Genomic DNA, 18,989 nt, shown 5'->3' with positions numbered 1-18,989 from the left:
CACTGGTTTGAATTGATGGAAAATTTGAAGGATCGGGAGGCGCTCATGAGTCACCCCCGGAAAGTTTGGTCCACAGGCCAACAACGGCACCCAGCTTGCGCGCGTCATGGACGGCAATAGCGGTCTGGCCTTGATCCTGCACCACCGCCACGGCGGCCCCCTTGCCCCCCGAAGGTCGCATGACAATCAGCTGAGGTTGCTGCAGTTCGGACTGGCTATCCTCGTTCCATCCGGTCAGATCCGCCATGAAACGCGCCAGAAGACCGGCTTCTGTGCGCAGTGCAGCGTCCCCTTCGAACTGAGGATCACCTCCGTCGATCAGGCCACGCGCTTGCGCGAAACGCTCGGCACTGTCAAAGAAACCCCGCGCGGCAGAGGTGGCATCCGTTGTCTGAGGCGCAGGCTCTTCAACATCCGGTACAACCGAAACAATCGGCTCGGCCGGAAGTTCGATCCGGGCGCAGGCCGTTTCGATTTCGCCAAGCGTGACGCCGACGTCATCGGCTTCAAGCTCGGCGTCGGGTTTTAGCGAGACAAATTCCAGCGGCGCGGGCGCGTCGGCGATGTCCGACACCAGTTGCGCTAGCTTGCCGATCAATTCTTCGCGCGGTTCGGTTTCAAAATCCGGCACCATACCCGACCGGACGCGGAACACATCGGTCACGCGGGCATTGCTAACTTCGATCGCCAGCACGTCTCCGTTGGCCGCGGTAAACTCCAAGCGACGCGGAAGAACGGTGCCACGAATAGCGCGCAGCACACCAGCACGGCGCGCAACCGAGGTCTCGCCCTCGACCGGAACGGCAGGCGACAAACGTGCAACCGAGGACCGCCCGATATTGTCGAGCATGTCGAGTATGTTCGTATCCATCATACCGTGACCCCCTCTGGTCCCGTTCAGACTGCGGCCGCAACCGGCCCTAAGCTGAGATGTGATTTGGTAAGCGCCAACCCTGCATTCGCGCTGTTGCTGCAGATGTAGCAGACCACATGTTCGGGATACTCCGGGGTCCGCTGGAAAATGATCAACCTGTCGCCGGAAAACACCGCGATTTCCCCAAATCCCGGTGTTTCAGATGTATCCCCTCCTGCTTCACGCAGCATGGTTTCAAAAGCCACCACCCCGCGCCCCTGAAACAGGTTTGCCGCGGCCAAAGCCAGCGTGTCCAGCATGTCCGATGCATCAGGGTCTTTGACGCTGGTGCCCAGCAACATCCCCGTTTCCATGTCGACATACCCGGCTGCAACGCAATCGGGTATCGTCTCCATCGCCGCGGTCAGAGCAACTTGAATAGACATTTAACCCCTGACCTTCTTCGTGTCTTGTCGGCGTCGGCTACAGAACATGCCATTCTGCCCCTCTGTGTTCCCCGGCTTTGGGAATGGACCTGATCGCCTCTTTGGCCTGAGTTTCGATATGCTCAAGGGCAATCTGGTCGAACTCAGCCAGGAAGGCCAAGAACGCGCGTTGAAGACCCTCAGAATCGGTCGGCAGATCCCCGGCGGCGGCAAGCTCTCGCCACATTGCGGCTGCGCTGGGAAGCTCACCTGTGGGGATGTCCATCAGCCCCTCGTTTGCATCTTCCTCAACCTCTTCCGGTTCGGGCTGCGGCATCAGTCGCACTTCGACCAGGCCGTTGGTTTCGGGCTCCGGTTCAAAGTCATCTTCATCGCTGCCCGACTGTTCCGCCATCAATGCCGTGATCGACGAGACCGAAACCTCGATCCCGGGCGCATCAGACTGGTCTTCTGTGGCCTCCGTCGGCGCAACCTCTGGTGTGTTGGACAAGGTCTTGTTGAGCGATTCCAGAAGGTCTTCAGATTCCTCAGCCTCAGGCGCTGCCTCAGCCACATCATTTGAGGGGCTGGGTGTTTCATCCTCTTCGGCAAAGACATTCTCATCTTCGTCTTCCGCACCCGAGAATTCAAACACGTCCAGGTCCGCCTCGTTATCAGCGAAAGAGGACAGGTCCAGCGGGTCTTTGGGGTCTTCTCTGAACTGGGCGCGCAACTGGTCCTCTTCCGTCTCGGCGGGTTGAGGGTCCGGCGTCGGGACCATTTCGGCGCGCAGGCGCTCGGCCTCGTCCGCATTGATCCGCTCCCGCTCTACCTCGTCCGAGCGGCGTTCGACGCGGGACGGGCGCACTGGGAAATTGGTGACCACGCCACTGTCCTGATCTGCCACCTCCGGGGTCTCCGAAGGAACCGGATCCACCAGCTGCAGCGGCGCGACCTCAGCGGTCTCATCCTTGCGCTTGGGCCGGGTCGGGCGCACCAGCGGGCCGTCAGACTGGCTCTTGTCAATTTGGTACCGCGACAGATGGCCGGCGCGGGTGTCCATGATCTGCTCGGTGATCCCAAGGAAGCAGTCGATCATCTTGCCGCCACCACTGCGCGCCCACATCTCGGGGTCGCCAGTTTTGTCACGCGCGGTAATCGCGTCGCGGGCGGAAAACAGGATCGAACGATTAAACAGATGCCCCGCCTCGCGGTTGACCCGCCGCAGAACTTTTTGGCGGTCCTTCTGGCCCAGCGCATCAGCGCGCGTGATCAGCAGGATCGAATTGTTCTGCAACCGTTCGGGCAGAGAGACCCATGTCGCACGTTCAGTTTCCCGCCAGGCCTGTGTCGCATGGGTACACCACAGAACGCCATTAGCCTGCCCGACAGCGCGCTGCCAAACATCGGTTGAGATTTTGGGGTCCGAGATACCAGGCGTGTCGATCAGATCAACCGCCTCAAGAATATCGGCCTCAAGGAAAATTCGAATGAACTGCGCGTCGTTGACACCCACACTCTCAAGCTGATCCAGCGAGATATCTTCGGTGCTGCCATCATGACGTTTGACGTAAGCCGAGCGGTTGCCATAGCTGAACCAGACCGGCGGCAGCTGGGTTGCGGTGACTTGCGTCGGCAAGGCCTGCTTGCGCAGCAGAAAGTTCATAAGCGTCGATTTACCGGCGCTGAACTCGCCCATGAGGGCGAAAACCGGCTTACGGCGCGACCACTGCTCGATACGCTCCCAGGCCTTGGGGGTGATGAAACGGTTTTGGATGTCTTTTGCCATTTTCTACTTACGCCGCTTCGTTGCTTAGGTCTTTGAGGATGCTGCCCAGAATCTCGTCACGGGATTTCTGCAATTGCAGACCCGCCATCAGCGCCGGATTCTGCCCTGCATCCTTCTCGGCCGTAGCCGAGATATTCAGCAGGGTTTCCTTCTGCTCGCGCAGGAAGTCAGTCAGGACGGCCCGCACGTTTTCAAGCACGGCGGCGACCTGATTTTCTTCGATATCCTTGGTGATCGAGTTCGCCTCGGACGCGATCAGACGGGTGTAGTCGGATGCATAAGCTTCGAACCCTTTGCGCCGCTGCCACCAGCGCCGCCACCACGTGCTTTGCAGGTCCAGTGCGATGGTGCGGCCAATCCCCAGCGGAGGCGGTACACGGGGCACGATCGGGGCTTCGATGTTGAACTCACCCAGATGATTGCCAAGCAGTTTCTGATAGAGCGCCTCGACATCCGCCGCAGCTGCAGAATAAAGCGCGCCAGCTTCCTTGCGCATCGAACGGGCAAAGCTGAAATAGGCCGCTTTTTGCAGCGTCCGCAGACCTGCAGGATCATACTGCCACGTACCCTGTTCACCATTCTGTTCCAGATGCGAAATCAGAGAGTCCGTGGCCCGTTTGACAAAGCTCGTCTCGGCCGAGTTCAAACGCTCCAGCACCTTGTCGCGCAGCTTGGCGGTCAGGTCAGCGGCCTTTTTGTCATACTCGGCGGAAACAGCGGCAATCGCATCTTCAGGCGACGCGCCGTCAAGATCGCGGACGACGCCCTCACCCCCAGAAAGGGTCTTTGCGACAGCGGTGGCGCGAATCTGGCTGGCAATGTTACGCGCCCGGTGGCGCACGCGGTCCAGCAATCTGGCCCCTGCCCCTTCGGCGATGCGTTCGTTCATTGCCAGTAGCAGATCGGGCAGGCCCGAAAGCGCCCAAATCTTGTCGAGCGACGGCGCCTGATCCCCGAACCCTGCAGCAAGGTAGAAAGTGTTCAGGGTCTCGCGCGATTCCTCGGTCAGAATATCTGGGTTGCCTGTCAAGGCGGCCTCGGCCCAAAGGGCGCTGCCGAACACGACACTTGTGTTGGCGTCGATATTGTTCTGTTTCAGCGTGTCCTGAATCCGGTCGCGGATTTCGGGCACTTGGTTCACCGGATCAGCCAACTCATCAATACGGTTCACGAACAGGACGATCTGACGGTTTTCGAACTGAGCGATGATCCGCATCAGCGCCATATCCATCGTGGTCAGCGCCTGACTTGCGGCCAGCACGACAACACAAACCTCGGACCCGCGCAGGCTGCGCAGCGTGATCTGCTCGCGCACCATGAAGGTATCGTTCACACCGGGTGTATCGCAGAGCTTCAGCGCAATCGGGTATTGCGGGATGTCCATGTAAAGCTCGGCCGATTTGGTTACATCGGCGAACCGCCCGGTCTTGGGGTCGATATCCGGATCGTCCTCATCGCCCAGACAAACGTAGCGCTGGATCAGCTCTTCGTCGAAATAGTCGTACTGATGGCTTTGGCCTAGGATCAGGTCGAAATGCTTGCCAAGGCGCTCTTCTGATTTGACTTTCATCTCACCGATCTGGCGGCGGATATCGTCCATTTCGTCATCCGCACCGGCGCGGTTGGCCAGCTCACCCAGACGACCGCCGCCCACCATCAGGTTGTCCCATTCTTCCTGCTCGAAGAAAGTGAACTTGGACTTGGTGTCGCCTGGCGGACGCGTGTTGATGTTCAGCGTCGTGACCACTGAGGTCCACGGGTTGACGTCAGAAGGCAGCAGCGCAGGACGGCCTGCCAGAATGTTAACGATCGAGGACTTGCCTGCTTTGACCTGCCCCACCATCGTCACGCTGGCGGTGAAGTTCTCCATCCGCGTCTTGAGCGTCGCCAGACGCGCCGAGGAGCGCGCATCCGCCACCTCTGTCAGTTGGTCGATCTGCGATGTCAACGACGTCATCGCCGACGTCATCGGCATCAGAGCTTCGTTGCCCACAGACAAAAGGTGGTCATTGCGCGCCATGTTCAGCCTCCGGTTCCTGTTGCCGCGATCCGATGCGCGTGATCCGCGCCTTGAGCTGGAATCCCGGTCAGGGTGTCGATACGGGCGATTAGGTTCAGGGCGTTGCCCAGAATCTCAGCCTCAGCCCGCGGTGTGATGGTTTCATAGCCTTCGGAATCTGCCAGAACCTCGATCGAGCTGAAGCGGTCGCCGTTTTCTAGGCAGGCCACACGACGCCCGGTCGGAAAGCCGTCAGACTTGCTGGCGGGCAGCGGCATCCGCGCGTTTGCCAGCAGATAGTGCTGACCCGAATGGGTGCGCAGTGAAATTCCAAAGCCGGTATTGGGGTAGTCACGGTTCAGGGTTTTGAGTTCACCCAGAAAACTCTCACGTGCAAAGATGACGGCATCCTGCTCGTGGGCAGCGGAGTTGTTCGGATCGGTCACAGCAAAGAACCTCGAGACTGGAGTTGAGCAAAAAAACTCGTAAGGGTGCCTAAGTGGCAGAAAAGACTCATTAACTCCTACGCGACCAAGAAGCCCGTTCAAGGCGGTGTTATTTTGACGCGAATAAGATATTTTGGCGTTTCAAATGTGGCGCCATTAAGGCGCACGATTCATAAGAATGCCTCAACCCCTACGTGTACGGGGTTCTCCTTCAAAAACATCTATCTCGCGACGAACCGCATAGCCTGCAAATTGGCAACGTTGGCGGACTATACCGCAGCGCTTGGCAAATACCAGCGAATCGCAATGGCGTTTTGTTCAAGTGCAAAAACTTGCCATTGGGTGGATTTTACCCCTCGCGCTGGCGGAAAAGCTTTGCTATCCAGCGCTCCAGTTCGACGCGTAAGCGTCCGGTTGCGGGTGTGGCGAAATTGGTAGACGCACCAGATTTAGGTTCTGGCGCCGCAAGGCGTGGGGGTTCAAGTCCCTCCACCCGCACCACTGAGATCAATAGGCGATAATTTTAGCGTTTCAGCTGGTCCGCTGAGCTAGCTGTGCTTTCGAAACCAGAGGCAAGCTTCTTAGTTTCGCGACCCGAACCATTTGCGGTAAATCTCGTCATAGGTGCCGTCTTCGCGCAAAGCCAGCAGCGCCTGATTGACCTCTTCCACCAAGGGTGATCCCGTCGGGAAGGCTATGCCGTAGTTTTCGCGCAGGAAGATCCCTCCGGTCATCGTGGCGATCCGACGACCCTCATGGGCAGCGAAATAGGACAGGACTGGGGCGTCGAACACAACGGCGTTCAGGTCTTCTGCCTTGAAAGCCTCCAACATTTCATCAAGCCCCGGATAAGCCACGAATTCGATCTCGCGCCGGTTGAGGAAACTGGCAGCCGTCGATCCCTCGATCGTGCCGACATTTTTGCCGTAAAGATCATTGACCGAGTTCACATTTCCGGTGATCGCATCCACCGTCATCACACTGGTGATCCGGGCGGTGAAGACCGAGACGATGAACAAGGACGACACCACCAGTATGACGCCCAAGATCCGGCCAAAGGGCGTGCGGGGCATCCTCTCTTCAAAACCGCCATTGACGACCAGATTCAGCGCCCACCAGAAGGATGGAAACCAAGCCTCGTTCAATTTTCGGTCGAAATAGGGCTGCGCGCGACGTTCGAACCCCCACATCAGCATGCCACCCCCAAGAAGGATGGCAAAGGCCAAGCCGATGGCAAAGAACAGCTCGGCCGACAGCAGCGCCTGCAGCAGCGACGGCTTGCGTGCCGAATCCGAGGGCACCATGATCTGCAACCCGGCCTCGAAGATCGGCTGGCTGAAATCCATCTGCGTCTCGCGCAGCGCAGTGATCGAGATATTTGCGATCGCCAGATCCGCCGTTCCATCCTGAACAGCCGCCAGCATGTCACCGAAGGCCTCGACCCGTGTGACGGAATACTCCCACTCCAGCGACTCGGCGAGCGCTGCTAGCAGATCCATGGAAAAACCAGCCTCGGCACCGTCCTCGACATAGGAAAACGGTGGGCGGGTCACCGTGGTGACGTTCAAGGTTTGGGCCAGGCTTTGCTGTGCGAGAACGGCGAAAGTCAGGCTGATCAATGCGTAAAAGGCGCGTTTCATGGTCAAATTACCTGTTTCGCCGCCCTGTAGCGCGATTGAGGTCAAAACAGCAAGGTCACCGCAGGGTAAAGCACCATGTTTTATTGGCGTCTCAACTCGACACATTGTGGGAATTACCTGGGGAATCTGGCGGATTAGGGTTGGCAATCCGGCCAATTCGTTGAATCTGTGCGGGAACCTGAACGAAAACCCAACCCCGAGGCCCGAAATGACGGACGCAGTTCAATTGACAGCGGATTTGATCCGTTGCCCATCGGTCACACCCGTTGAAGGGGGGGCTTTGGTCTTGCTGGAAAATCTGCTGTCAGAAGCGGGGTTTGACTGCACGCGGGTGGATCGCGGCGGCATCTGCAACCTGTTCGCTCGTTGGGGGGTCAAGGGGCATCCGCGCAGTTTTGGCTTCAACGGCCACACCGACGTTGTTCCGGTGGGCGATGAGGCCGCATGGACCAGGCACCCCTTTGGGGCCGAGGTGCATGACGGCGTCATGTTCGGACGCGGCACAACCGATATGAAATCCGGAGTCGCGGCCTTTGCCGCCGCAGCTATTGATTTCGTGCGCGATACGCCACCCGACGGGGCCATCATCCTGACCATTACCGGGGATGAGGAAGGCGATGCGCTGGACGGCACGACGGCCCTGCTGGACTATATGGATCAATCGGATGAGCGGATGTCGGTCTGTCTGGTAGGCGAGCCGACCTGTCCCAACCATATGGGCGAGATGATCAAGATCGGTCGTCGCGGCTCAATGACTGCGTGGTTTACGGCGACCGGGTTGCAGGGACATTCGGCCTATCCGCATCGGGCGAAGAACCCTCTGCCGGCGATGGCGCAGCTGATGCATCGGCTCGCCAGTCACAAGTTGGATCAGGGCAGCGATCACTTCGATGCCTCTACGCTGGCCGTTGTGACAATCGACACCGGCAATGCCGCGACCAACGTGATCCCGGCGCAATGCAGTGGCGCGGTGAATATCCGCTTCAACGACCTGCATTCCGGGGCTGCCCTTAGCGATTGGTTGCTGCAGGAGGCCGATCAGGTGGCGCAACATTTCGGCGTCGAGGTTGAGACCCGGATCAAGATCTCGGGCGAAAGCTTTCTGACCCCTCCGGGGGCGCTGTCCGATCTGGTGTCTAGCGCCGTCAAAGCCGAGACCGGCATCACGCCCGAGCTATCGACCACGGGCGGAACGTCCGACGCGCGGTTTGTCAAGAACCACTGCCCGGTAGTCGAGTTCGGGTTGGTCGGACGGACCATGCATCAGGTGGACGAATGCGTCGAGGTGGCTCAGATCGAGCAACTCAAGGCGATCTACACCCGCATCCTGAAAGACTACTTCGCCTGACAGGCTCAGGGGGCTGCGATTTTAGTCATGACGCCGTCGCACCGCCGTGCTAGGCCAAACCCATGACTCGCATCCCCACCAAGCAAGAGGTCCTGGATTGGATCTCGGCGAACCCCACCCTGACCTCGAAACGCGATATCGCCAAGGCCTTTGGCATCAAGGGCGCGGATCGGATTGATCTGAAACGCACCCTCAAGGAGCTTGAGGCCGAAGGACATCTGGAAAAGCGCAAGCGCAGCTATCGCGACCCGGACCGTCTGCCTCCGGTCAGCGTGCTGCAGGTGAAGGCCCCCAATGAGGATGGCGACCTGTTCGCGCGGCCATTGGAATGGCATGGGGAAGGGGTTGAGCCGATTGTTCTGCTGATCACTCGCGCCAGCGACCCTGCCTTGGGCGAAGGCGACCGGATTCTGGCCCGTCTGACCGTGGTGCAGGAAGAAGACCACAATTACGAGGCCCGCCTGATCCGCCGTATCGGGACCAATCCGCGCAAAATTGTGGGCCTGTTCCGCAAAGGGGCCGAGGGCGGGCGGATCGTGCCCATCGACAAAGCCAGCCAGACCGAATGGCAAGTGCCCGAAGGTGCGGTGCATGGGGCGAAAGATGGTGAGCTGGTCGAGGCCGAACAGGCCGGACCCAAATCCCGCATGGGCCTGCCCCGCGCCCGTATTGTCGAACGTTTGGGCGACCCGTCCGCGCCAAAGGCTGTGTCGCTGATCGCGATCCATCAACATGGCATCCCCGACGATTTTCCCGACAAGGTCACCGCCGAAGCTGACAAGGCCAAGCCCGTTGGTCTGAAGGGTCGAGAAGACTTGCGGGACATGCCGCTGCTGACCATCGACCCCTCGGATGCGCGCGACCATGATGACGCCTGCTTTGCCCATGCCGATGACGACCGCAAGAACCCCGGTGGTCATGTGATCTGGGTCGCAATTGCCGATGTCGCCGCCTATGTACAGCCCGGCACCGCGCTGGACCGCGAGGCACGCAAACGCGGCAACTCCAGCTATTTCCCGGATCGCGTCGTGCCGATGCTGCCGGATCGCCTGTCCGGTGATCTGTGTTCCCTGCACGAAGGCGTCCCGCGGGCCTGCATCGCTGTGCGGATGCAAATCGACGCCGAGGGCAACAAGATCGGCCATCGCTTCGTGCGAGGTTTGATGCGCTCGGCCGCGTCGCTGCACTATGCTGAGGTGCAGAAGGCCATCGACGGCTCCCCCAATGACCGCACGGGACCGCTGTTGGAGACGGTTCTGAAACCGCTCTACGCCGCCTATTCTGCACTGAAAACCGCGCGTGCGGCGCGGCAACCGCTGGAGCTGGACCTACCGGAACGCAAGATCGTTCTGTCCGAGACGGGAGAGGTGACCAGCGTCGCCTTCCGCGACCGCTTGGACGCGCATAAGCTGATCGAAGAGTTCATGATACTCGCCAATGTCTCGGCGGCTGAAACGCTGATTGCGAAACGTCGCCCCTTGCTGTTCCGCGTCCACGAGGAACCCGCGCCCGAAAAGCTTGAGAGCTTGCGCGAAACGGCCCAAGCTGCCGGCCTGAACCTTGCCAAGGGGCAGGTTCTGCAAACCCGTCACCTGAACGCCCTGCTGAACGCGGCGGCTGGCACCGAGGATGCGGAGCTGATCAACCTGACGACCCTGCGGTCTATGGCGCAGGCCTACTACAACCCCGAAAACTTTGGTCATTTTGGGTTGGCCCTACGGAACTATGCACATTTCACCTCGCCTATTCGTCGCTATGCCGACCTGATCGTCCACCGCGCGCTGATCTCGGGCCATGGTTGGGGTGATGACGGTCTGACCGAGGATGAAATCATGCGGCTGGACGAAACCGCAACGCATATCTCGGACACCGAGCGACGCTCGATGATGGCTGAACGCGACACGACCGACCGCTATCTGGCGGCCTATCTCAGCGAACGTGTGGGCAATGAGTTCACGGGTCGCATCAGCGGCATCGCGCGCTTCGGGGCCTTCGTGAAAATGGACGAGACCGGCGCTGATGGACTGGTGCCGGTCCGATCGCTGGGGCGTGAGTTCTTCCATTTCGACCGCGAAGCGGGAACCCTGATGGGCTCGGATACCGGTCTGATCATAGCGATAGGCCAACGTGTCACCGTGCGTCTAACCGAGGCGACGCCGGTTACGGGAGGCTTGGAGTTGGAGTTGCTCTCCATCGACGATCAGGCCCTGCCACGAGGACGCGGGCCGAAGGGACGCGCAACCAGACGCAAGGCGGTCAACACCAAGCGCAAGAAGGACAAGATCAAGCGTAAGGTCGAACGGAAAAGACGCCAGCGCTAGCCTTTGTCCGCAGGTTTTGATGATCCCTGCGCAAACACGAGCAAGTCTCGCATGCGGTCGTTCAGGTGGGGCTCAATCTGTTGCCGCGCGCGGGCGATCCGCGCGCTTTCCTCCAACTTGCGGGATAGGGCGTCGATATCCACGCCGTTTCGCCTCAGCCAATGCTGCAGCGCCTGCTGATCAAGCAGGCCGTGCTGCTGCCGAAACTCTGATACTGCACGCACAAGGTCTTCGCCCGGAACGGGTTGCCCGGAGCGCTGGTCCAGCGCAAGAGCCAACGCGTCGATCTCAGCGGCAAGGCGCAGCGCGTCGAACCGATCACCGGAGGCGGTCTTGCATCGTATTAGAACCTCGGGATCGTTAATTGGGTTGTAAGACAGCACACCCGTCAGAAGGGTTTCGAACGCGTCCGTATGCCGGAACTCGAACGCTGGAGCGACGGTTAGCGTGTCGTTCTGCCAGTCGCTCTCGGCACGCAGCAAACAGGCCTGAGCATCCCGGTTTTTCTGATCAATTCGACCCTCAGGGAGCCATAGCTTCAGGCGTTCCGCGGCGGCCGGGTCCAAAGCTGCACAGTCTTCCAGGAGGCTGTCAAAGCTGCGATCAGGATAGAACCTGCGACGGGCGGCTGCGACAAGGGCATCCGCCAACTGCCGCTCAACAACCTGCGCGGCGACAGCGGCTTCTAGAGTCCAGCGGATGTTCACCAGTGGCTCGGAAAGATTGGCAAAACCAACCTCTTCAGGCGCATGGATCAGGGCGACCTCATCGTCCGCCTCAAGCCGGAATTGGGCGAACGCTTCAAAGATCTCACCGACCCCGATCATGCCAAAACTGCCAAGCTCACACGCGCGCAGAGCACCGATCGAGGCGGCACCATAGACGGGGATGCCTTCGGACAAGGCCCACAGGATTTCCTTGTGGTAGACGGCGGGCAAGGCCTCGAAATAGCCATCCAGCAGGATGATGGCACGCGGGCGAGCAAGCGCTGCCTTCAGCAGATCGCCCTGCGCCGCAGGCCCAAGACGCCGGATCGGCAACCGGTCTTCCACGTCACACCGGCGCGGCAGGGAAGGACCGGCAAAGAGGACGATGTCACCTTGGCTCATGACACCTTCCGCGCGCGCGCTCCGGGGCGGTATCCGGGCGCGTAGGATGTACCTTCAAGCCCCGGCGCAATGACCCGCATGACCGTTGCGGGCAGGTCGGGAACCGAAAGATCAACGGCAACCGGCACCTCAAGCCCGGCCCGTTCTAGCGCGGCCCGCATGCAGTCAAGGCTATCACGAGGGGAGCGGACCTGATGAAACGGCACTCGATCGAACCGGTGTGGCGTGTCCGCCTCAACGATCTCGGCGCGCTGCGACCAGAGCGTTTCCGCATTACGCCGTGCTTCATAATAGTCGCGCGTGCGATCATCCCGCGCGCCTGAGATGAGGGTCAGCCGACTTTGCGCCGCTTCGGTCAGGGCACGAGACAAGGCGATGCCCCGCGCAGGGTGGCACCCTGCCCCCGAGGCCGCCTGCAAGCCACGTCTCGTGTCATCCTGACGGTCGATGATTGTTGCAAAGAATGCGGGAATTCCAAGGTCCGAGGTCACGTCCCAGATCGCGCAAGCCACGCCTGCGGCGTCGAACCTGTCAAGAAGCGCTTTGCAAGTCGGGTCTGTGACGGAGTGCAGATCGACCCGGCAGGACGCCATGTTGCTTGGGTTGAGCTTCCACAAAGTCACCGCATCACGCTCCAGCGTTTCGGCCAGAGCCTGACAGGTAGCCTCATCAACGCTGCTGCCCGAGGCGAGGCCGGTCGACGACATCAGAAAACACCCCAATCCGGGCTGCAGGGGTAGCGTGTAATCCATGTGGACTAGTTCAAAGGGGACCCAGACCGAATGATCATCTGAGAGCGCCTTTCCCTCGGCCCAAAGCACGGGTTTGCCGCGCGAAATGGGGTGACCTGAAATCCGAGGCAGACGCTCAAGATCAATCACTTTTTCCGTCTTCGCCAAGTCATCGGCGCTTGCCAGACGCAAGGGCAAAACCGGAGTTTCGGCGCAGCTGAGCTCGACCGCCTCCATCAAGGCCGAAACCTTTGCATCCTCGACGGTCGCGCCTTTGCCTTGCGTCAAGGCCAGAGACCGCGCATTCGGACGATGCGCGGCGTAGACGGGTATGCCGATGCAATCCAGGCCAGTCAGATCAGCCAGCCGGGTGACGCCAAGGCGTTTCATATGGGGCAAGACGCGGTCCAGAACCTGTACGGACGGAACCGCGTGGGCAGGCGCTCGGTGCTGGTCTTCCCCCTCTTGCCCCATGTCTTTCAGCGGGGCTGATCCTAGCTGCGTGTGAATTTGTGCCTCTGTTTCAGCCCGTCGATATTGACCAGATAGCAGGTGCCTTCGGGTTCGAACTTGTCAGGCGGCAGGAAGTCTTTGGGCGGGATGGTGGCAAGGTTCACACCACATTCCAGAAGCTCTCGCACCAAGGCCCAGCCCTTGTCGTTCTGGTACTTCTCAGGATCAACCTGATAGGCTTTGTTGTCCCAGACCTCACGCGGGATATGCAACACTGTGCCATCATCGCTTGCAATAATCAGGTCGTGTCTAAAGTTCTCAATATCGCTTTCGGACATTATGTCTCCTCCACTCAATACAGGCACGTTCACTACAGCAAATCGAACCCGGTGCCGCAAGCTTTCCTTCGGGCTGGGGCAGTCTTGGGCCAATGGGCCGTGTTAGAGGAACCCAGAATAGCGTGCAGCGTCGATCAACGCGGCAATGCGTCTTTTGATCAGGGGCACGTCATCCGTACCAGTCAGGGTGGCGATATCTGCCACGACATTGCGCAGCGTCTCGGGCAGGTTCTGCTGGCTACTGTTCAGAAGGCGCGCGCATAGCTTTGGCACCTCGGAAAGGTCTTTCTGCGTCTGGCTGGATGCGATCAAAGGCAACAGCGCAGACCATTCAAACGGATAAGCGATCGAGGTCTTCTCAAACTGAACCATCGCGTCGCGGGCCAGCTTGCAAGCGGTGCTGTCTGCGCTGCGCTGCCAAGCCTCCCACGACAGGTTGGCGGTTGCCAATGCGATGTATTCATGCATTTGGAGTTCCCGCGCCAGCGCAATGCTTTCATGAGACAGGTGCGTGGCCTCTGATGGGTTGTGCATGCGCCGGTAGACGAGGGACAGATAAGTCATGCAGCGCAACTCGATCTTGCGGTGACCGGATTGGCGCGCGGCCTTCAGACCAGCGCTCATAGCCTCTTGTGCCTGAGGCAGGCGGATGCAGTGCAAATTGACAAACCCAAGGATAAACATGGCCGAGGCAACTATGGCGAGGTTACCAGTTTCCTCAGCCGCAGACACATAGTTCGATGCGGTTTCAATCGTGTCCTCGGTCGGATCATAACGCGACATTCTTAAGTCACGCAGCACCAGTTGATCGAAATACTCGGCGCGTTGTTCGGCGGTCATGCTGCCCACATCCTGCGCCAGTCCGGCCGCCAGTTGAGACATCGCTTCGCCGTCCCCACTCCAGTAGTGAACGTTTAGCGTATTAAGCTGGATGTCGATCCACTCCCGCAGCAGCTCGGCGTCGTCCCGCCACGCGGTTTGATCCAGCGCGGCCTCGGCGGCGGCAAGTTCGGCCAGTGATCCCGCGCGATCCTGTTGCAAGGCATTGCCGGTCAGACGGTGTAACCGAGCAGTTTTCCGCGGGTTGTCTTGAACCATCCCTACGGCCTCACGATAAGCCGCAACCGCGCCGTCAAGGTCGTGAACCAAGGTCAAGACGGTGCCAAGCTGTTCCAGCAGATCGGCACGTTCCGGCAGTGTGCCGGGGTGTAACCCGTCCGAAAGGGTGACCTGTTCCAGATGGTTCAACGCGGATTTGAAATAGGCCGTGGCCTCTGTATTCGCGTAGCGCGAACTTGCCTGCTCCGCCGCTTGCTGGAAGCACCGTGTTGCTTCCGCATGGTTGCCGGACAAACCCCAATGGCTGCCCAGAACATGGGCGGGCGTGATTTTGCGAAACCGCGCACCAAGTACAGCCGCAATACGCGCATGCACCATTGCACGCACGGATCGCAGCATGGTCTCATACGCTGCATCGCGCATCAGGGCGTGACGGAATGAGTATCTGCGAGCCGCAGCCGGGGCGGGAACAATAATCTGCGCCGATACCAACGTGTTTAAATGAGCCGACAGCGCATGATCGGATTCATCAATCACGGCAGACAGAACGTCGAAGGAAAAATCCCGACCAATGGCCGCAGCCGTCTGCAGTATCCGGCGGGATTCAGGGTGACGATCAAGGCGGGCGACCAACAACTCGTTCAGCGTGGTCGGTACCGCCGTCTCATCAATCGAGGTGCCGCCCCCATCGGTTCGGTCAAAGACCCCGGTTTCAATGAACGACTTGGAAAGCTCCTCGGCAAAAAGCGGCACCCCGTCGGACCGATCCGCGATCAATTCCAGCACCGGCATCGGCACCGGTTTCAGATCGTAGACATGTGCCGCAATCTCACCGATTTCCTCGTTGGACAGCCGGGTCAGCTCGATGCGGGTGTTGACCTCCCACGCGGTTTGAAACGCGGGCCTGCAGGTCAGCAGCACCATGACCTGCTCATCTTTGAACGTTTCAAGCAGCCGTCCCAAAAGCTCTTTTGTGGTCGGGTCGATCCAGTGAAGGTCCTCGAAGACAACCAGCACTTTCTTGTCGCGCACATACCATTCGAACAGAGCAATCAGCGCCTGAAACGTCATCTCCTTCCGGCCCAACGCATCAAGCGGTAGCGTGGTGTCGCGCCCGTGTTCGCGAAACTGCATCAAGGCATCCGCCAATGAAGCTGTCTTGCCCGGGTCCAGGGTTGTGGCCGAAAAAATTTGTTCCAACCGATGGGCTGTGTCCCCGGCCGAAAGCTGCCCCCCGCTCAAAACCATAGACCAGATTTGGTTCAGTATCGGATACAAGGCGTCATTGGTATGGAAGGGCGAGCATTGAAAGCGCAGAACGTCGCCCTCGGCCTCAAGAACATGCGATACGAACTCTTCCACCAGTCGAGACTTGCCAATCCCCGGCTCACCAGATATCAGCGTCGACCGAGGAACGCCCTGCTCGACCCGCTCCCAAGCCTTGTCCAACTGGCCCAGTTCAACCTTGCGGTTGATGATCGGCAGTTTTTCTTTTGACCGACGCTTGAAATCGGGGGTAGGGCCGTCCGTTGCGCCTTCGACGCGCCAGATACGCACCTCACCCCGGAAGCCTTTCAATTTGTGATTTCCCAGATCGGTTAGATCGAATTTGCCTTCGACAATTTTCTTGGTTTCATCCGAGATCGCCAAGGTGCCCGGTTTCGCCATCAACTGAATTCGGGCAGCCAGGTTGGGCGCGCGCCCGACAGCCTGATCTTCTTCGATGTATGAGTTGCGGATCAGGTCCCCGACAACGACATTGCCCGTTGCGATGCCAATGCGGCAATTCAGCTTAACCCCATGTGGCCGGCCCAGAAAATGCATCGAGTCGGCGATGCTCAGCCCCGATCGGATCGCCCGTTCGGCGTCATGATCATAGGCCTGCGGCCAGCCAAAATAAGCCAGAACGCCATCGCCCAAATACTGCGCGACAAAGCCGCCATATTCCTCGACAATCTCGGTCACGGCACTTTTGTAGCTGGTCAACAGGGTCGAAAGCTCTTCGGCATCTAATTGTTCGGACAGTTGGGTCGAGCCGACAAGATCCGTAAACACCACTGACAGCTGCCGTCGCTGTTGCGGCGCGACCGAGTGGCTACGATCCGCCTTTTCCGCAAAAGGGCCTTTTGCCAGGTCCGACGCCTGCCCGCTGCGCAGCAAGGCAATCGCGTTCAGCAACTGACGGCGATGGCCAACCGATGCGATCCCCATATCCCTGAGGTCTTCCGCAGTAATCGTCGGAAGCAGGCTGCCGTCCACATCATGATCATGAAACGCCGAGATGTAGCGCTCCATTCCAAGCGCGCGCAGCCAATCGTCGAGATCAATTGCCATCGTGTTGTTTCACCATTCACCCTGCCAACGGGCACTTACGGCACGACTGAAACACACCAACCGCCCGCATGAAGCGCTGCAATCTGAAAGAGAGCGCAAAAAACAATTATCATCATGATACCGATTCCACTATCCTCGGAATCGCAACATTATCAAGGGGAAGAACGTCGTCGTGCCCAACTCAAGAAATTTGCTTATCGTCGGAACCGGCAATGTCGCCAACGCGCTTGCGCGCCGGTTTTCTGCAACGGAACATGTGGTTCACATCGGCTCGCGGGATGCCGAGCGGGGGGCCGAGGCTGCGGACCGACATGGTCTAAAAGGTGGCTTTGCAACCGATCTGGTTCAACACGCCGAGGTTGTGTTCATCGCCGTCCCGTTCACGGCGCTGGACGATACATTGGAGACTCTGGGATCGCTGGAAGGCAAGGTGGTGGTCGACTGCACCAACCCCCTGACCGATGACTACATGGCTCTGACCCTGGGGCATACCACATCCGCAGGTGAGGTTTGCCAGTCGAAGCTGCCGGGCGTTCCGGTCGTAAAGGCCTTCAACGCGATCTTCGCGGATGTCGTTGACTCGGATCCGACTTATGGCGGCATCCGCCCTCAGGTGTTCCTTGCCGGGGACGATGCTGGGGCAAAAGAAACGGTGGCCGAGTTGGTGCGTGCCATCAATTATGACCCGGTCGACAGCGGAGCGATGCTGAGTGCACGTTATCTGGAACCTCTGGCCGAGTTGATCATTCAGATGGCCTATGTTCAGGGCGAAGGCACCCGGATCACGCCTGTCATCCTGCGCTCAGACGCATAGTACCGCTTGAATACCCGGTGAAGCAGGCAGGCTCGGAGGCTCTGCCTGTTTCAGAGGATTGTTACCAAAAGCGGCCACCACCGCGCATCAGGGCAGGGGCTTCGGATCGCCGTTCCTTAGCCTCCGACGTGGTCGCCTGTTGGATTGTGTCGCCCGCCATACGGTTCTTCCCAGCTTCGTGAAGCTCTTTCGATCAGAAGGAATACAGGCTTTCGTAAATACCGTCGCGGCAGCACAGAGCGACGATGCTCATCTGTCCACCGAGATCGGTCAAAACAATCGTGATCTTTTCATCGACCGAATACTGCTTGGGTGTCTAGTGTTTGACACCTTTGACCAGCCTGTCAGCCGCACCTCTCGATGCGAGGTTTATTAGAAAATATCAGAACAGTCCATCGCGCAATATTGGGCCAAAACGGCAAGCTGTCCTGACCCAGGAATATACGGTGGAGCCTTCTGGACAGTCGTCAGCTATGCGGACAATCCGGCCTGTAGCAGCTGTAATCGAAAGCTGCCAAATTGGCTTAACTCGAAACTGGTCGTTCACTGCATTTGTGTCGGGCGTCTTAGTTGCGGAATATACAGTCGCTGACGGGTATTCGGATCATCGGCACAACCGTTTGATGACAATTCTCTGCTGTCATTGACGTCCGGCTGACTTTCGGCCAGGGCAGACAAATCTATTTTCTCAATCTCCGAGAAGTCTTGGAGAATCGCGCAAAGCACTCCGGCAAGCGCCTGAGGACCTCTTTGCAGTAATTGGATATTCGCGACTGCGGGTCGAAGTGAGTTTGTCGGTTTGGCTTGCGCTAAACGTATGAGCTATGTGCTTCTGCACGACGCTGACCACGTTGGCCTTTAAAACGGCTACATATTTTCTTCACAGGGAAACGCGCTCCAAAGGCTTTTTGAGATTGCTGAACCAGCACTCTCCTCCCATGTCTCGGGGTGATCCGAGATATAGTTCACCACGATTTCACGCATTTGGTGGTTCGGAATTCTGGGAAAAACACACCTGCCGGAGCGAAGAGGATCAGTAAACTCTTTTGTGTTCTCAATTGGCTCGCTTCCCAAACCTTTTGCTGCTCGGACAGTGTGCCAAGTCGTGTCTCTTCCTTCGCGATATCCGGCCATATACCCCATACAATAGCCCAGTTGCAGCGCATCCCCGTCAGTGCAGATATCAACAAGCGTACGGCCATCCATTTCGGCAGTGGCTTGCGAAACAATGCTCGACAAAAGCACCGCTGCGGCTGAGTTTAGAATTCTGGCTGTCATTTCACGCCTCCTTACTTTCAAGCATTTGCCAGAAGTAGCGGCATTTCTCGGA

Annotated in this window: 14 protein-coding genes and 1 tRNA gene; 4 read left to right on the top strand and 11 right to left on the bottom strand. The window is 58.9% G+C overall.

Annotated features, from left to right (window positions below):
* Positions 1–43: 43 nt before the first annotated feature.
* Genes ACXAH8_RS10880 through ACXAH8_RS10860 form a run of 5 tightly spaced genes read right to left on the bottom strand, consistent with a single transcriptional unit; the run spans position 44 to position 5,512 of the window.
* A complete protein-coding gene (locus ACXAH8_RS10880) occupies positions 44–874 on the bottom strand; it encodes a hypothetical protein (RefSeq protein WP_475218289.1) in 831 nt (276 codons plus the stop codon).
* Between the two features lie 23 nt (positions 875–897).
* Positions 898–1,299: a hypothetical protein gene (locus ACXAH8_RS10875; protein WP_475218287.1), complete on the bottom strand. Its 402-nt coding sequence runs from the start codon at positions 1,297–1,299 to the stop codon at positions 898–900.
* A gap of 37 nt (positions 1,300–1,336) precedes the next feature.
* On the bottom strand, positions 1,337–3,067 hold the full coding sequence (locus tag ACXAH8_RS10870; RefSeq protein ID WP_475218285.1) for a dynamin family protein: 1,731 nt from the start codon (positions 3,065–3,067) through the stop codon (positions 1,337–1,339).
* Between the two features lie 7 nt (positions 3,068–3,074).
* Positions 3,075–5,087 (bottom strand): dynamin family protein, encoded by a 2,013-nt coding sequence (locus ACXAH8_RS10865; protein WP_475218283.1) that lies wholly within the window; start codon positions 5,085–5,087, stop codon positions 3,075–3,077.
* A gap of 2 nt (positions 5,088–5,089) precedes the next feature.
* Entirely contained in the window at positions 5,090–5,512 is a 423-nt protein-coding gene (locus ACXAH8_RS10860) for a hypothetical protein (RefSeq protein WP_170459901.1), read from the bottom strand.
* 416 nt (positions 5,513–5,928) lie between these two features.
* On the opposite strand from ACXAH8_RS10860, the gene ACXAH8_RS10855 reads away from it, so the two are divergent.
* Positions 5,929–6,013, top strand: a tRNA-Leu gene (locus ACXAH8_RS10855).
* 80 nt (positions 6,014–6,093) lie between these two features.
* On the opposite strand, the gene ACXAH8_RS10850 is transcribed toward ACXAH8_RS10855, so the two are convergent.
* Complete coding sequence (locus ACXAH8_RS10850) at positions 6,094–7,152, bottom strand: transporter substrate-binding domain-containing protein (protein WP_475218281.1); 1,059 nt, start codon at positions 7,150–7,152, stop codon at positions 6,094–6,096.
* Between the two features lie 208 nt (positions 7,153–7,360).
* On the opposite strand from ACXAH8_RS10850, the gene dapE reads away from it, so the two are divergent.
* Together dapE and rnr are read left to right on the top strand one after the other, a co-directional pair.
* On the top strand, positions 7,361–8,500 hold the full coding sequence (dapE, locus tag ACXAH8_RS10845; RefSeq protein WP_475218279.1) for a succinyl-diaminopimelate desuccinylase: 1,140 nt from the start codon (positions 7,361–7,363) through the stop codon (positions 8,498–8,500).
* A gap of 62 nt (positions 8,501–8,562) precedes the next feature.
* A complete protein-coding gene (rnr, locus tag ACXAH8_RS10840) occupies positions 8,563–10,821 on the top strand; it encodes a ribonuclease R (RefSeq protein ID WP_475218277.1) in 2,259 nt (752 codons plus the stop codon).
* On the opposite strand, the gene ACXAH8_RS10835 is transcribed toward rnr, so the two are convergent.
* The 4 genes from ACXAH8_RS10835 to ACXAH8_RS10820 form a co-directional block, all read right to left on the bottom strand.
* Positions 10,818–11,930, bottom strand: coding sequence for a TfuA-like protein (locus ACXAH8_RS10835; RefSeq protein ID WP_475218275.1), 1,113 nt, complete (start codon positions 11,928–11,930; stop codon positions 10,818–10,820). The genes rnr and ACXAH8_RS10835 overlap by 4 nt on opposite strands.
* Positions 11,927–13,135 carry a YcaO-like family protein gene (locus tag ACXAH8_RS10830; RefSeq protein ID WP_475218272.1) on the bottom strand — a complete coding sequence of 403 codons (1,209 nt, stop codon included), beginning with the start codon at positions 13,133–13,135 and terminating at the stop codon, positions 11,927–11,929. Before ACXAH8_RS10830 ends, ACXAH8_RS10835 begins: the two co-directional genes overlap by 4 nt.
* A gap of 20 nt (positions 13,136–13,155) precedes the next feature.
* Entirely contained in the window at positions 13,156–13,452 is a 297-nt protein-coding gene (locus ACXAH8_RS10825) for a hypothetical protein (RefSeq protein ID WP_419739375.1), read from the bottom strand.
* Between the two features lie 102 nt (positions 13,453–13,554).
* Entirely contained in the window at positions 13,555–16,845 is a 3,291-nt protein-coding gene (locus ACXAH8_RS10820; protein ID WP_475218270.1) for an adenylate/guanylate cyclase domain-containing protein, read from the bottom strand.
* Positions 16,846–17,017: 172 nt separating this feature from the next.
* On the opposite strand from ACXAH8_RS10820, the gene ACXAH8_RS10815 reads away from it, so the two are divergent.
* Positions 17,018–17,659, top strand: coding sequence for an NADPH-dependent F420 reductase (locus ACXAH8_RS10815; protein ID WP_475218268.1), 642 nt, complete (start codon positions 17,018–17,020; stop codon positions 17,657–17,659).
* Positions 17,660–18,526: 867 nt separating this feature from the next.
* Here ACXAH8_RS10815 and ACXAH8_RS10810 read toward each other — a convergent pair.
* A complete protein-coding gene (locus ACXAH8_RS10810) occupies positions 18,527–18,937 on the bottom strand; it encodes a Rap1a/Tai family immunity protein (RefSeq protein WP_475218266.1) in 411 nt (136 codons plus the stop codon).
* Positions 18,938–18,989: the final 52 nt, after the last annotated feature.

This window comes from Ruegeria sp. ABV3_008 (genome assembly GCF_056161185.1).
Note: the sequence above shows the minus strand (reverse complement) of the source record. Positions and strands in the feature narration are given on the sequence as shown.

Bases quoted from the DNA above. Each gene is read 5' to 3' on its own strand.
- dapE (WP_475218279.1), top strand. From the start codon at position 7,361: ATGACGGACGCAGTTCAATTGACAGCGGATTTGATCCGTTGCCCATCG.
- ACXAH8_RS10825 (WP_419739375.1), bottom strand. From the start codon at position 13,452: ATGTCCGAAAGCGATATTGAGAACTTTAGACACGACCTGATTATTGCA.
- ACXAH8_RS10830 (WP_475218272.1), bottom strand. From the start codon at position 13,135: ATGGGGCAAGAGGGGGAAGACCAGCACCGAGCGCCTGCCCACGCGGTT.
- ACXAH8_RS10820 (WP_475218270.1), bottom strand. From the start codon at position 16,845: ATGGCAATTGATCTCGACGATTGGCTGCGCGCGCTTGGAATGGAGCGC.
- ACXAH8_RS10880 (WP_475218289.1), bottom strand. From the start codon at position 874: ATGATGGATACGAACATACTCGACATGCTCGACAATATCGGGCGGTCC.
- ACXAH8_RS10835 (WP_475218275.1), bottom strand. From the start codon at position 11,930: ATGAGCCAAGGTGACATCGTCCTCTTTGCCGGTCCTTCCCTGCCGCGC.
- ACXAH8_RS10810 (WP_475218266.1), bottom strand. From the start codon at position 18,937: ATGACAGCCAGAATTCTAAACTCAGCCGCAGCGGTGCTTTTGTCGAGC.
- ACXAH8_RS10865 (WP_475218283.1), bottom strand. From the start codon at position 5,087: ATGGCGCGCAATGACCACCTTTTGTCTGTGGGCAACGAAGCTCTGATG.
- ACXAH8_RS10875 (WP_475218287.1), bottom strand. From the start codon at position 1,299: ATGTCTATTCAAGTTGCTCTGACCGCGGCGATGGAGACGATACCCGAT.
- ACXAH8_RS10850 (WP_475218281.1), bottom strand. From the start codon at position 7,152: ATGAAACGCGCCTTTTACGCATTGATCAGCCTGACTTTCGCCGTTCTC.
- ACXAH8_RS10870 (WP_475218285.1), bottom strand. From the start codon at position 3,067: ATGGCAAAAGACATCCAAAACCGTTTCATCACCCCCAAGGCCTGGGAG.
- rnr (WP_475218277.1), top strand. From the start codon at position 8,563: ATGACTCGCATCCCCACCAAGCAAGAGGTCCTGGATTGGATCTCGGCG.